This is a genomic window from Leptolyngbya sp. CCNP1308 (genome assembly GCF_034932455.1).
Classification (GTDB): domain Bacteria; phylum Cyanobacteriota; class Cyanobacteriia; order Phormidesmidales; family Phormidesmidaceae; genus Nodosilinea.
Genome location: NZ_JAYGIH010000106.1, coordinates 77,322 through 91,249, shown reverse-complemented (window position 1 = coordinate 91,249; position 13,928 = coordinate 77,322). Strand labels below are relative to the sequence as shown.

13 protein-coding genes are annotated in these 13,928 nt (G+C 55.4%); 8 read left to right on the top strand and 5 right to left on the bottom strand.

Going from position 1 to position 13,928, the window contains the following annotated elements; translation table 11 throughout:
* The first annotated feature begins 113 nt into the window (after positions 1–113).
* From fusA to VB780_RS26865, 4 genes are all read left to right on the top strand, one after another.
* The gene (gene fusA / locus VB780_RS26880; protein WP_323354266.1) at positions 114–2,189 is read left to right on the top strand and encodes an elongation factor G; all 2,076 of its coding nucleotides are present in this window, start codon (positions 114–116) and stop codon (positions 2,187–2,189) included.
* Positions 2,190–2,212: 23 nt separating this feature from the next.
* On the top strand, positions 2,213–3,442 hold the full coding sequence (gene tuf / locus VB780_RS26875) for an elongation factor Tu (RefSeq protein WP_323354265.1): 1,230 nt from the start codon (positions 2,213–2,215) through the stop codon (positions 3,440–3,442).
* Positions 3,443–3,562: 120 nt separating this feature from the next.
* Positions 3,563–3,871 carry a 30S ribosomal protein S10 gene (gene rpsJ / locus VB780_RS26870; protein WP_216277822.1) on the top strand — a complete coding sequence of 103 codons (309 nt, stop codon included), beginning with the start codon at positions 3,563–3,565 and terminating at the stop codon, positions 3,869–3,871.
* Positions 3,872–4,057: 186 nt separating this feature from the next.
* Positions 4,058–4,699 carry an LON peptidase substrate-binding domain-containing protein gene (locus tag VB780_RS26865; RefSeq protein ID WP_323354264.1) on the top strand — a complete coding sequence of 214 codons (642 nt, stop codon included), beginning with the start codon at positions 4,058–4,060 and terminating at the stop codon, positions 4,697–4,699.
* Here the strand turns inward: VB780_RS26865 and pheA are convergent.
* On the bottom strand, positions 4,680–5,585 hold the full coding sequence (pheA, locus tag VB780_RS26860; protein WP_323354263.1) for a prephenate dehydratase: 906 nt from the start codon (positions 5,583–5,585) through the stop codon (positions 4,680–4,682). The genes VB780_RS26865 and pheA overlap by 20 nt on opposite strands.
* 161 nt (positions 5,586–5,746) lie before the next feature.
* Complete coding sequence (locus VB780_RS26855; protein WP_323354262.1) at positions 5,747–5,920, bottom strand: hypothetical protein; 174 nt, start codon at positions 5,918–5,920, stop codon at positions 5,747–5,749.
* Positions 5,921–5,927: 7 nt separating this feature from the next.
* Between VB780_RS26855 and VB780_RS26850 the strand changes: the two genes are divergently transcribed.
* Entirely contained in the window at positions 5,928–7,697 is a 1,770-nt protein-coding gene (locus tag VB780_RS26850) for a polysaccharide deacetylase family protein (RefSeq protein WP_323354261.1), read from the top strand.
* Between the two features lie 170 nt (positions 7,698–7,867).
* Here VB780_RS26850 and psb32 read toward each other — a convergent pair whose 3' ends face one another.
* The 3 genes from psb32 to VB780_RS26835 form a co-directional block, all read right to left on the bottom strand.
* The gene (gene psb32, locus VB780_RS26845) at positions 7,868–8,605 is read right to left on the bottom strand and encodes a photosystem II repair protein Psb32 (protein ID WP_323354260.1); all 738 of its coding nucleotides are present in this window, start codon (positions 8,603–8,605) and stop codon (positions 7,868–7,870) included.
* A 150-nt stretch (positions 8,606–8,755) separates the two neighbouring features.
* On the bottom strand, positions 8,756–9,028 hold the full coding sequence (locus VB780_RS26840; protein ID WP_323354259.1) for an Npun_R1517 family heterocyst differentiation transcriptional regulator: 273 nt from the start codon (positions 9,026–9,028) through the stop codon (positions 8,756–8,758).
* Between the two features lie 186 nt (positions 9,029–9,214).
* Entirely contained in the window at positions 9,215–9,553 is a 339-nt protein-coding gene (locus VB780_RS26835) for a hypothetical protein (protein WP_323354258.1), read from the bottom strand.
* A 128-nt stretch (positions 9,554–9,681) separates the two neighbouring features.
* Here VB780_RS26835 and VB780_RS26830 point away from each other — a divergent pair, with 128 nt between their 5' ends.
* The 3 genes from VB780_RS26830 (at position 9,682) to VB780_RS26820 (ending at position 13,808) form a co-directional block, all read left to right on the top strand.
* The gene (locus VB780_RS26830) at positions 9,682–10,713 is read left to right on the top strand and encodes an AEC family transporter (RefSeq protein ID WP_323354257.1); all 1,032 of its coding nucleotides are present in this window, start codon (positions 9,682–9,684) and stop codon (positions 10,711–10,713) included.
* Positions 10,714–10,898: 185 nt separating this feature from the next.
* Entirely contained in the window at positions 10,899–12,554 is a 1,656-nt protein-coding gene (locus VB780_RS26825; protein WP_323354256.1) for an alpha-amylase, read from the top strand.
* A gap of 171 nt (positions 12,555–12,725) precedes the next feature.
* Positions 12,726–13,808, top strand: coding sequence for a fatty acid desaturase (locus VB780_RS26820; protein WP_323354255.1), 1,083 nt, complete (start codon positions 12,726–12,728; stop codon positions 13,806–13,808).
* Positions 13,809–13,928: the final 120 nt, after the last annotated feature.

Genomic DNA, 13,928 nt, shown 5'->3' with positions numbered 1-13,928 from the left:
GGGGGGCGACCCTAGGGCTTTGCTTGCTTGGCGATCGCTGTTTCTGCTTCCTAAAATAAGGATCTGTTTGGGTTTGCCGAAGTGGCTAGCCGTAGCGTAACAAGGAGGGAGCTGTGGTACGAACAACGCCCCTAGAGCGGGTTAGAAATATCGGTATTGCGGCGCATATTGACGCCGGCAAGACCACTACCACGGAGCGCATCCTGTTCTATTCAGGCATCGTGCACAAAATTGGTGAAGTGCACGATGGCACGGCCGTCACCGACTGGATGGAGCAGGAGCGAGAGCGGGGGATCACCATTACCGCTGCGGCTATCACTACCACCTGGCGTGATAATCAGATCAACATCATCGATACGCCTGGCCACGTTGACTTCACCATTGAAGTCGAGCGTTCTATGCGCGTTCTGGACGGGGTAATTGCGGTATTTGACTCGGTGGGGGGTGTTCAGCCTCAGTCGGAAACGGTGTGGCGTCAAGCCAATCGCTACAACGTTCCTCGTATTGCCTTCGTCAATAAGATGGATCGTACCGGTGCCGATTTCTTTAAGGTGTGTGGTCAGCTGCGCGATCGCCTGGGCGCAAATGCAGTACCGATTCAGATTCCCGTTGGGGCTGAGGGTGGCTTCCAGGGTGTCGTCGATTTAGTCGCTATGCGCGCCCGCATCTATCACGACGATCTAGGCCAAAATTTTGACGATACAGAGATACCAGCCGATATTCAGGATGTGGCAGAGGAGTATCGAGCCCAGCTAGTTGAAGCGGTGGCCGAGACCAACGATGCCCTGATGGAAAAATATTTTGAAGGGCAACCCCTCTCCTCAGACGAAATCGCCAACGCCCTGCGTAAAGGAACAGTGCAGGGTACAGTCGTACCAGTTCTGTGTGGCTCTGCCTTCAAGAATAAAGGGGTACAGCTGCTTTTAGACGCGGTTGTAGACTATCTGCCCTCCCCCCTCGAGGTGCCGCCGATTCAAGGGCATTTACCCAATGGTGAACTGGCCGATCGACCAGCAAGCGACGACGAGCCTCTGGCGGCTCTGGCGTTTAAGATCATGGCTGACCCCTATGGACGACTCACCTTTGTGCGAGTTTACTCTGGGGTGCTTAAAAAGGGCAGCTACATCTACAACGCTACCAAAGATAAAAAAGAGCGCATCTCTCGATTGATTGTGCTTAAAGCCGACGATCGCATCGAAGTGGACGAACTGAGGGCTGGCGATCTGGGAGCCGCCATTGGCCTCAAAGACACCTTTACAGGCGATACCATTTGCGATCCGGCCCATCCGATTGTCTTGGAGTCTCTATTTGTTCCTGAGCCCGTTATCTCGGTAGCGGTAGAGCCTAAAACCAAGCAGGACATGGACAAGCTATCCAAAGCTCTGCAATCCCTGTCGGAGGAAGACCCCACCTTCCGGGTTAGTACCAACCCCGAAACCAATCAGACCGTGATTGCGGGAATGGGTGAGCTGCATTTGGATATTCTGGTTGACCGTATGCTGCGGGAGTTTAAGGTCGAGGCCAACATTGGTGCTCCCCAGGTGGCCTATCGAGAGACTATTCGCAAAGCCACCAAGGCCGAGGGCAAGTTTATTCGCCAGAGCGGCGGCAAAGGCCAGTATGGCCACGTCGTAGTCGAGGTAGAACCCACTGAAGAAAGCAGCGGCTTTGAGTTTGTGTCTAAAATCGTTGGAGGGACTATTCCTAAAGAATATATCTCTCCCGCAGAACAGGGCATGAAAGAAGCCTGTGAATCTGGTATCCTAGCTGGGTACCCCGTGATTGATTTAAAGGTTACTCTGGTCGATGGGTCTTACCACGATGTAGACTCATCAGAGATGGCCTTTAAAATTGCCGGGTCAATGGCGATGAAGGAAGCCGTCATGCAGGCGTCTCCCGTCCTTCTAGAGCCGATCATGAAGGTCGAGGTTGAAGTTCCAGAAGATTTTCTGGGTGACGTCATGGGAGATTTAAACTCCCGCCGTGGCCAAATCGAGGGGATGGGAACAGAGGTTGACGTCGCAAAGGTTACAGCCCATGTTCCCCTAGCTGAGATGTTTGGTTATGCTACCGACATCCGCTCTAAAACGCAGGGTCGGGGCATTTTTTCGATGGAGTTTAGCCACTATGGCGAAGTTCCTCGGAACGTGGCTGAGGCCATTATCTCTAAAAACACTGGGAACGCTTAGAAAGGAAAGGACACGTAACGTAAATGGCACGCGAAAAGTTTCAACGTAATAAACCCCACGTCAACATCGGCACTATCGGTCACGTTGACCATGGCAAAACCACTCTAACGGCCGCCATCACCATGACCTTGGCGGCGGCGGGTGGCGCAAAGGCTCGTAAGTATGACGAGATCGATGCGGCACCTGAAGAAAAGGCTCGTGGTATCACCATCAACACGGCCCACGTGGAGTACGAGACTGAGACTCGCCACTACGCCCACGTTGACTGCCCTGGACACGCCGACTACGTCAAGAACATGATCACTGGCGCGGCTCAAATGGACGGTGCCATTCTGGTCTGTTCTGCGGCTGATGGCCCTATGCCCCAGACCCGTGAGCACATTCTGCTCGCTAAGCAGGTGGGCGTGCCTAGCATTGTGGTGTTCTTGAACAAGCAAGATCAAGTCGATGACGAAGAGCTACTGGAGCTGGTTGAGCTAGAAGTACGCGAGCTGCTGAGTTCCTATGACTTCCCTGGCGATGATATTCCCATCACCTCTGGGTCGGCCCTACTTGCGGTGGAAGCTCTGACAGCTACCCCGGCTATCAACCGCGGCGACAATGAGTGGGTTGATAAAATCCTGGCGCTGATGGATAGCGTTGACGACTACATCCCCACCCCCGAGCGTGACATCGACAAGCCCTTCCTGATGGCCGTTGAGGACGTGTTCTCGATCACTGGTCGTGGTACTGTTGCCACCGGGCGGATCGAGCGCGGCAAGGTCAAGGTCGGTGAAACCGTCGAGCTGGTTGGTATTCGCGACACCCGCAATACAACCGTTACTGGTGTTGAAATGTTCCAGAAGACCCTGGATGAAGGGATGGCTGGGGACAACGTGGGGCTACTGCTGCGCGGTGTGCAAAAGGAAGACATTGAGCGTGGCATGGTGCTGGCTAAGCCCGGCAGCATCACCCCCCATACTCAGTTTGAGTCTGAGGTTTACATCCTAAAGAAAGAAGAGGGCGGGCGTCACACCCCCTTCTTCCCAGGCTATAAGCCTCAGTTCTACGTGCGTACCACCGACGTAACCGGCAGCATCATGGCCTTCACCGCTGACGATGGCAGCGATGCTGAAATGGTTATGCCCGGCGATCGCATCAAGATGACGGTTGAGCTCATCAACCCCATCGCGATCGAGCAGGGAATGCGTTTCGCAATTCGCGAAGGCGGTCGTACTGTGGGAGCCGGTGTGGTTTCCAAGATCCTGAAGTAGTTCCTACACTAGCTCTCTGAAGACAGGAGTAAGCCTCCAGGGGTTTGCTCCTGTCTTTTGTCTCCAGAGCTTTTTCCGTTGTACCTTGACAATTTATTCTTCGTAAGACCTATGGCTACCATTCAGCAACAGAAGATTCGCATTCGCCTCAAAGCCTTTGACCGCAGACTTCTAGATACCTCCTGCGAGAAGATTGTCGATACCGCCAATCGCACCAACGCTACAGCTATTGGCCCCATTCCGCTGCCGACCAAACGCCGGATTTACTGCGTGCTACGCTCTCCCCACGTAGACAAAGATTCCCGCGAGCATTTTGAGAGCCGCACCCACCGCCGCATCATAGATATCTATCAGCCGTCCTCTAAAACCATTGACGCACTGATGAAGCTGGATTTGCCCGCTGGGGTGGATATCGAAGTTAAGCTCTAGATCATTCTGCCCGACCCGCCGAACCTTGACCCTTCGGCGGGTTCTTTGTGTCGAGCTAAGCGATCGGGATGATCGCACTGATCCCCGGCATTCCCTGGGGGAGTTGGGTTAGAATACCCCTATGTAAACAAGTGTTACAGCCCGCCGTGTCTGGGTACGGTGAGATTGAATCCGCAAGAGGCGATAATGGCATTCTCCGAGTCCATATCTGTGCGAGAACTACCACTTTTTCCATTACCTGAGCTGGTTTTATTTCCGGGGAGACACCTGCCGCTTCACGTGTTTGAGCCCCGATACCGGATCATGATGAACACCATTCTCCAGAGCGATCGCCGCTTTGGCGTGCTCATGCTAGATCCTGCTACCGGGCAACCGGCTAACGTGGGCTGTTGCGCTGAAATTCTTCACTACCAGCGGCTGCCTGACGATCGCCTCAAAATTCTCACCCTCGGCCAGCAGCGGTTTCGACTGTTGAGCTATGTGCGCGAAAAGCCCTATCGGGTTGGGCTAGTGGAATGGGTCGAAGATAAGCCCACCAGCCAGGATCTAAGCCCGCTGGCCTCTGATGTGGATCGTCTGCTGCGGGACGTGGTGCATCTGTCGGCCAAGCTAACCAACCAAGATATTGATCTACCCGACAATATCCCCGATATTCCCATTGAGCTGTCGTACTGGGTGGCCAGCAACCTGCACGGGGTGGCCCTAGAACAGCAGGCACTGCTAGAAATGGACGACACCAGCGTGCGGCTAGAGCGTGAGGCCGAGATTTTAACCTCTACCCGGAACCATTTAGCGGCCCGCACGGCCCTCAAGGAAGTACTTGAGTAGACTGAGTTTTGGCCTTGGCGGCGGCTAGGCTGGGGTCTGCGGTAATTAGGTTATAGGTACCGAGATTGACGAGGGCTTCGGTGCAGCTCAGGAGTTCGTCAAGGGCTCTCTGCCCAACGGGGCTATGGGCACTGGTCTCTAAATCGACAAAGAATAGGTATTCTCCCAGCGATCGCTTGGTGGGGCGTGACTCGATGCGGCTGAGGTTAATGCCGAAGCGAGCTAAGATTTCTAAGGGTTTGAGCAGAGCGCCAGGGCCGTTGACCGGCAGACTAAAGGCCAGAGATGTGTACTGCCCATCCGGGGGGGGAGACTGGGGAACGCTGTCCTTAAGTACCCAAAATTTTGTGCAGTTGTCTAACTGGTCGTTGATGTTGTGGGCCAAAATCGGCAGATTGTAAAGCTGGGCTGCCCATTCTGAGGAAATAGCGGCCACCGTGCTGTTGTCGGCCAAGTGTTCAAGCGCTTCTGTGGTAGAACGCGTGGCAATTAGCTGGGCGTGGGGCAGGTTGTGCTCCAGCCAGCGCTGACATTGGGAGAGGGCCTGGGGATGGGAGTAAACCGCCCCTATAGAGCTTAGACGAGTTGCCTGGGACAGTAATCCGTGACGAATAGGCATCACCACCGCGTGGTGAATTTTGAGCTGCTGAAGCTGCCATAGCGTGTCTAGGGTGGTGGTGACTCCCCCTTCGGTAGAGTTTTCTACCGGCACAATAGTCAGGGTCGTGACGCCGTCAGCGGTGGCCTGCATCGCTTTAGGAATGCTGGGGAAAGCTAACAGGTTAACCGGCGGGCTGCTGCGCCGCTCTAGGTCAAGACTGTAGGCCAGGGCAGCGAGTTGGGTATAGGTGCCCTCAGGCCCCAGGTAGGCAATGGTGACGGTCATGGAGAGGTGCGGTGGCGGGCTTTTTCATAGTAAGCCGAGGGTGGGGCGATCGCGCCCTCTGGCTAGGGATCTGTGGCGTTTTAGATTAATCGCTCCTTAACCGAAATGCGGCATACTCTGGGCGACCAAAGTTGACATTGCCCAGTAATATGTAATGGGCTTTAGGCGGGGCCTGACGTTTGGTGGGGAGTCGCGGTAATGGTCAAGGGCGAAAAGAAGACATCTGGCAAAAAGCCATCTAAGGCGCGAACGCTGGTTACCCTAGGGTCGGGAGCTTTTTTGTTGGGGGCCGCTGTTCCCCTGGCTGGGGCTTTGAGCACCGGACTGATCAGCATAGGTGGCATGGGGCTTGCAGCCCCTGCGGCCCTAGACCAGCCCCAGGCCCTCAATGCAGAGCTACTGGCCCTAGTTGACGCCCCGGGAGTAGATGCGTTTCCTACGGTGGTCAGCAGTGAAAGGCTGTGCCGCCGCCCCATAGATCTCAATCAGGCCGGGGTTGGCCATGCCCTAGCGGGCGACAACCTCTTTCACGGCTCTAGCCTGACCAGTGCTACTGTGACCCAGGCGGCTGGGGCGATCGCTCAGCTAGGGGCCGAGCCCTGGCCCAGGATTCATCCTTTAGCTGCCGAAGCCCGGGTGCCGGTGTTGATGTACCACGACGTGCTTGAACCACCGGAAGTATTCTTTGACCTGACCCCTGCCGATTTTGAGGCTCACCTGAAGACCATACTGGACAGCGGGCTGACGCCGATCAGTCCTGACCAGCTAGTACAGCACCTGCGTACCGGTGTGGCACTGCCTGAAAAACCGGTGCTAATTACCTTTGACGATGGCTATCTAGGCCATTACGAGCATGTTTACCCGCTGCTGCAAAAGTATCAGGTACCGGCCACCTTCTTTGTCTTTCCCGGTAAGGTAGATGGCACCGTAGCGGGGCGCTCAACGCTCACGTGGGATCAGCTCAAAACCATGGCGGCTGACCCGCTGGTAACCATTGCCTCCCACAGCGTTACCCATCCCCCTGACCTGCGCGACCTCAGCGATGAGGAGTTGGTCTACGAAGTGGTGGAGTCAAAGCGTCAGCTAGAGGCCCAGCTCGGTGTTCCTATGCGGTACTTTAGCTACCCCACCGGCCACTACAACGAGCGGGTCGCCCAGGCCGTGGCCGATGCTGGCTATATGGCCGGGTTCACGATGCGGCAGGATGATGAAAAATTCGCTGGCGCTTCGGAATCACTGCTGGCGATCGAGCGGTTTGGTCAGTCTAATCTTCAGGCGCTGCTGAACGTGGCCTGGGGTGGCCCTACAGCTGAAACTGGGGCGATGCCCGCTGCGATCGCTGATTCAGCCTTTAATTTCGCCACTCCTGTTGCCGTGCGAAAGATAGACAGAGAAGATCAGTCGTTTTCACTCATTAGAGGTGGGCATCCGGTTACCATCCACGCCAACAGTCGCTATCAACTCCCTGAGATGTTAGCGGGCACCAACATTGCTGGGGCTGTGGATGGCGGCTTTTTCTCCCTCAAATACTTGGACTCAAACGTGATGATTGGCCCGGTTTTGAGCCAGAGCACAAGGCGGTTTGTGCCGGGATATCCCGGAGAAACCCCGAAACTTAACGGTCGTCCCCTCGTGCTGATGGCTCCCGATCGGGTTGAGTTTGTGCCCTTTGAGGCCGATCGCCACAATACGCTGGCGGGCCTGGCCCAGCAACTACCCGGCGTAACCGATGCCTTTGTGGCGGCTGGCTGGCTGGTTAAAGATGGTCTACCCCAGCCCGCCAGCACCTTTGGCACCCTGTTCGACTACGATGCCCGTCGCCACCGGGCCTTTTGGGGGATTAACACCGCTGGGCAGCCGGTGGTGGGGGTAACCCACACCATGGTTGACTCGGTACAGCTGGGCGAACTGCTTCACCAGGCGGGCCTGCGAGATGCCGTGATGCTCGATTCTGGGGCCAGCGCTTCCCTGGCCTACCAGGGAGATTCACTGGTGGGATACATTCCCCGACCGGTACCCCATTTGGTGGGCCTGGTGCCTCCCGATGCCCACAATGGCAGTCCTTGCCCTCTAGTGTTAGACCGGGAAAACCCCACAACCATACCGCGCTAAACGGCTTTTGGAGGGGGTATAGTCCATCCCCCTCCGACAAATGCTCAGGCTAGTACCGCTATGCAAAGTGAAAAATCCTTAGGGTACAGGTATTTCAAGCATTCTGAACAGTAGGGTCGTTTCTGCCGCAGCGTACTAGCGCGCTGGCAAGTTCAAGAACTGGCAAACTACTAGTTGCCAAATCCGGCATACCAAAAGTAGGTCGCCATTGGAATGACGGTGGCCAACACCAGTAAAACAACGAGAATGATAGTGCTGTTGCCGCGATTCTCGGCGGTCTCTTCGGCGGAAGCAAAGGTACTTTCGCTGTCAAAGGAGTCGTCAAAGTTGGGCGGGCCTGGGTCTTCTTGGCCACCTAGCACAGCCCCTAGGCGATCGCTGGCAGCCAAAAACGACTGGTTATATTTGTCGCCCTCCAGCAGGGGAAACAGGACGGTTTCTTGGGCAACGCTATTGGCGATGTCGTCGGTGAGCAGGGTTGCAGACTGATCGCCAACACGAATGCCCACCGTTTTAGTGACTTCATCCAGGACGAGTAGGGTTTGGTTGGCCTGCTCGTCTGGGGTGGTATACCAGCGCTCAAACAGCTTGTCGGTAAAGGTTTGGATGGTATCGCCGTAGTCAAAGTGGTGGATGGTTACGAGGCGCACTTCGTTGCCGGTAGTGGTGGCCAAATCGCTGAGACGACCGGAAATCTTGTTTTCATTGATGCGGCTGATGATGTTGGCTTCATCGACAACCCAAGTCGATTCACCTGCCGCTACAGTCGGAATTTGAAATACGGCCACGGCCTTAGCGGGGGCGGCTAGCCCCAGCATTAGAAACAGGGGCAAAACCAGGCCCACGAGAGCGCTCCAGCAAACCTGAACCGAGGGGGCATACATTCGTTGGGCGGGGTAACTATTCATGGGCCTAAGCTACAACAACGACTGGGCCAAGGGAAACGGATCGGAGGCTGCCCCGGCTCTATTAATCAATATACGGGGCGAAGAGCCCTGAGGGAACTAGGTCGTTTTGTTTGCCTTTGCAGCCCAGTCAGCTTGAGTAGTCTATCGATCTCAGGCTGAGGGTAAATTGCGCAGTCTAATCAGCTGCCGCCGCATGAGCGGGGAAGCCTGGATTTCGGCGACCTCGGCGACTTCTACCTGGGCGTCTAGCTGCTCAACAAACTCATCGCTGCCGTAGGAAAAGGCATCGATCAGCTGCTCAAGCAGGTGCTCGCGATCGGCCATGACGTGGCTTTCTTCTAAAATACGAAGCTTGAGGGTGATGGCGCACTCATAGACGCCAACCTGAGGCTTAACCGACGGACGGGGTGCAGACGTAGCCATAGTCAAATGTGTACTCCCTAACTGAGCATAAAAGGAGTCATCAAAGGAGACTGGGGGCTAGGGTGTTTGTCCTGCTGAGGGCTGGCAGGGGCATCGAAGCGTTATAGGCTGTGGAGAACGATTCACAGTCGGTGGCGGTGATGCAACCCCTATTGATGACGATGAGGTGGCCCTTGGGCCAGAGCGCTACGCGGCCTGCGGCCAGGCAGCGAAAGCGCAGATTGAACCACCTGATGCCATCAAACCAAAAAAACTAGCTGCTGCTAGATTTTGTAGTCTGTTTTCACAGGATTGATACAGTTTCGTGAGGCCAAGATTAATAGGTGTAAGCCCTATCCGTACATTTTCAGGAGAGGGCAATTTTTTTATACTTTGAGCCTGTCTTGAGACTATGGCTGGGCATATTTTAATCAGCTCTTTAGCATCGGGCTGCCGTCTTAATGCCTGCCCTTTAAGCAATCTAACCTTTTTTAGGGTAGGTAAGAAACTAAAGTTTGACGAACTAATCATGCTTTTTAAAGGCATATGTATGGTACAGAGTTGACGCTAGATTTATAGCTGCTGCTGGGATTGCGATCGCACCAAATAGCCGCCAACGCGACCGAAACTCCGTAGACTACTGAGTGGGGTAAGTGCCGTAGCGAACTGTCAAAATGCGTGATTCTCTGATTCAAGCCTATCTGCCTTTGGTGATTTGGGTCGGACTAGGGGCTGGGCTGGGCCGATTTTTGCCAGCGGCCTTACCGCAGCGGCTGGGGCGGGGGCTGTACTGGGTCGGCATTCCCCTCGAAATTTTTGCCCTGGCGCGACAAACCCACTTTGCCCGAGATACGGGCCTGGCCCCGTTATATACCGTTATTGCTTTGGGCCTAGGTCTGGCGCTGGCGCTGGCGGGGCTAGCGGTGGTGCGATCGCTGCCTTTTGCTGATCCAGCATATCCCATGGTCAGGGATGCCCCCAAGGCCGAGTCGATGTCCCCAGATCAGTTAGCAAACTTACCACTCCAGGCAAACACCTCGACGATGACCTGGGCCGATAAACCCCGTCAGGGCAGCTTTGTGCTAGCCGCCATGCTCGGCAACACGGGGTTTATTGGCCTGGCCATTGTGCCCACCCTGGTCAGTGGCCCATACCTGGGCTGGGCCGTATTCTATAGCGTGACCCAAAATGTGGTGGGCACCTATGGATTAGGGGTGTACCTGGCGAGTTGGTTTGGGCGGGGTACCCATGCCCAATCGCGCTGGCAGCAGCTGCGGGATGTGGTGACCGTGCCTTCGCTGTGGGCCTTTGGGTTAGGCTCGGCCTCCCAGACCTGGGCCTGGCCACCCCTAGTTGAAGATGCCCTACACCAGTCGGTGTGGCTGGTGATTCCAGTGGCTTTGGTGTTGATGGGGCTGCGGCTCAGCCAGCTGCAAGGGTGGAGCAGTCTAAAGCTAGCTCTGGTGCCGGCAACCCTCAAAGTGCTGGTGTTGCCCACCACCGTCGGAGCTGTCGCCTTGGGCGCTGGGCTGCCTAGGGATGCGGTGCTAGTGCTGGTGCTGATGTCGGGTATGCCCAGCGCGTTTGCCGGGCTGATCTTGGCCGAAGAGTACGACCTCGATCGAGAACTGGTGGCCGCTAGCATTGCTCTGTCTACCGGGGGGCTGCTGCTGACCATTCCGCTATGGCTGCTCGTCCTGGGCTAACGGGGCTGAGCTGCCTAACTCCAATCTACCTTCGGCGGCATGGTGGTTGAGGGCTGGTATCGCCAGGACGAGACTTTGGCGATCTAGTTGAGAAGATCCGAGTATTTTGGAGTTCTCTCCTATCCTTTACGAAGTTCTTAAGATTTACCCCTATTCTGGGGAAAAACCATTTTCCAGGGGGCGCTATGTCTAATCCTTTTCAGCAGCTCAAGCATACGTTTAAGTCAATTGGCTCTAACCTCACCACAGAAGCAGCGGCCACTGCTAAGGCCTCCATGCGGGAATGGCTAGAGGCCAACGCCGAGACTATTCAGCGCCGCCACCAGCAGGGAGAGTTTAACGGCACGATGATGCAGTACTTCCACTGGTACAGCCCGGCTGACGGCACCCACTGGAATCATGTAAGAGAAGAAGCTCAGGCGCTGGCCAACGCTGGAATTACTGCTCTGTGGCTGCCTCCGGCCTATAAAGGCATTGGCGGTGGCTGCGACGTAGGCTACGGAGTTTACGATTTGTTTGATCTAGGAGAATTTGACCAACAGGGGACGATACGGACTAAATACGGCACCAAAGATGAATTTGTGGCGGCGGTGAAAACCTGTCGAGATTTAGGGATCAATGTGTACGCCGATGTGGTGTTCAACCACAAGATGGCCGCAGATTGTGAGGAGGAGTTTAAGGCGACTCCTATGGATCCCGGCGATCGCCATCGACCCCTAGGCGATATGCGCCAGATTAAGTCGTGGACGGGCTTTAACTTTCCCGGACGAGGCGACAAATACTCAAGCATGAAGTGGCACTGGTACCACTTTGACGCCGTTGACTACAACAGCTATGAGCCCGATTACAAAGCCGTATGGTTAATTGAGGGCAAAACCTTTGAAGACAAGGTGAGCTGGGAGTTGGGCAGCTTCGACTACCTAATGGGCTGTGACCTCGATATCGACCACCCTGAGGTGAGCGGCGAGCTAAAGTACTGGGGCGAGTGGATGCTCGATCACATTGGGGTAGACGGTTTTCGCCTGGATGCCATCAAGCACATCTGCGGTGATTTCTTTGTAGACTGGCTGTCCCATTTGGAAAACCATGCCCAGCGCGATCTGTTTTGCGTGGGCGAGTACTGGACCTACGATATGGGTGCCCTGAGCTGGTACGCGGGCAACTCTGGGGGGCAATTGGATTTATTCGACGCGCCCCTGCACAACAATTTTCATCAGGCTAGCAAAGCGGGCAGCAGCTACGACCTGCGCACCATTTTTGACAACACCGTAGTTCAAGAGATGCCGCTGCTGGCGGTCACCCTGGTTGAAAACCACGACACCCAGCCCCTGCAAGCCCTGGAGTCGGTGGTGGAGGCTTGGTTTAAGCCCTTGGCCTATGCCCTGATTTTGCTGCGCGAGGCAGGGTACCCCTGCATTTTTTATTGCGACTACTACGGGGCTCACTATGTGGATAAAGGCCGTGACGGCAACGAGTATGAGATCTGGATGGACTCGCACCGGGAAATTTTGGAGCGACTGCTGATTGGCCGCAAGCACTTTGCCTACGGCCCCCAGTATGACTACTTTGACCACCCCAACGTGGTGGGTTGGTCGCGGCTGGGTACCGACGGCCATCCGCGAGCCATGGCGGTGCTGCTCAGCAATGGGGCAGAGGGCACCAAGTGGATGGAAGTCGGTAAGCCCAACACCACCTTTTACGATTTGACGGGGCACATCCCCCAAACGATTACCACCAATGACGATGGCTGGGCCGAGTTTCGCTGCAACGGCGGCTCGGTATCGGTGTGGGTAGAAGAGCATCCCATTTTGGGACCGCTGCTAGGGCTGCTACCCGGGTAAACACTACCGCCTGATCCCTATTCCCAATTCATCCATCGGATCGAGGTGTAAACTCCCTGGCCTCCCTCGTGGGATAGAAATTTATGCCGCGAAAAGTTAAGCTGTGTAACGCTAGCTGCTGATTTTTTCAGGCAGCTGGGCCTTCGTCTCTATGGTTAAATTGGTACTTTTGTGCAAGTAGATCGCGTTCCTACTGGAGCTGCAGACGCAGAATTTTCGGCCTACGTTCGCTCAGCCCAGGAGCTAGACTTTACTCTTCAAGATCTCAAGGCCGCGATTCCGGCCCGTTGTTTTCAGCCCTCAACCCTCCGATCGCTAGCCTATTTCTTTTTAGACCTGGGAATTATCGCGGCGCTCTACGCGGTGGCCCACGCGGTCAATTCTTGGCTGTTCTTTCCCATCTTTTGGCTGGCTCAGGGCACGATGTTTTGGGCTCTTTTTGTGGTGGGCCACGACTGCGGCCACGGCTCGTTTTCTCGCTACAAATGGCTGAATAACCTGGTGGGACATTTAGCCCACACGCCCATTCTGGTGCCCTACCACGGCTGGCGGATTAGCCACCGCACCCACCATGCCAACACGGGCAACATCGACACCGACGAAAGCTGGTATCCAGTCGACGAGTCCACCTATCAGGCGATGCCGTGGCCGCAAAAGATGGTGCGATTTTACGGGGCGCTGTTTGCCTATCCGTTTTATCTATTCTTTAGGTCGTCGGGGCGCAGCGGGTCTCACTTTATGCCCAGTAGCGATTTGTTTCGACCTGCGGAGCGGCGGGATGTGCTGGTGAGCACCCTCTGCTGGTCAGCGATGGTTGTGTTTTTGGCCTGGGTGGGGCTGACCCAGGGGCTACTGTTTTTGGCAACCTACTATGTGGTTCCCTACCTAGTGTTTGTGGCGTGGCTGGATCTAGTGACGTTTTTGCACCACAGTGAGCCCGACATCCCTTGGTACCGGGGGGATGAGTGGTACTTTCTCAAGGGGGCACTATCAACTATTGACCGTGACTACGGGCTGATTAACCCAATTCACCACAACATTGGTACCCATGTGGCCCACCACATTTTCTCGACCATGCCTCACTACCATCTAAAGACGGCAACGGCGGCCATCAAGCCGATTTTGGGCAACTACTATCGCGTTTCTACAGAGCCGGTGTGGAGAAGCTTTGTCCGATCGTTCTGGGCCTGTCACTATGTGGCTGACCAGGGGTCGCCAGTGTACTATCAACCCCACCCGAGCCATCGGCGGTAGCCTGGCGGTGGTGTCTGGAGTTGGTGTTTGGGGCATCACAGATGGAGGGCTTCGGTAGTCTATAGAGTGAAATGGGCAGTTTAGAATCAGTGCGGTTCTAGGCTGCCCATTGCGGTGTTT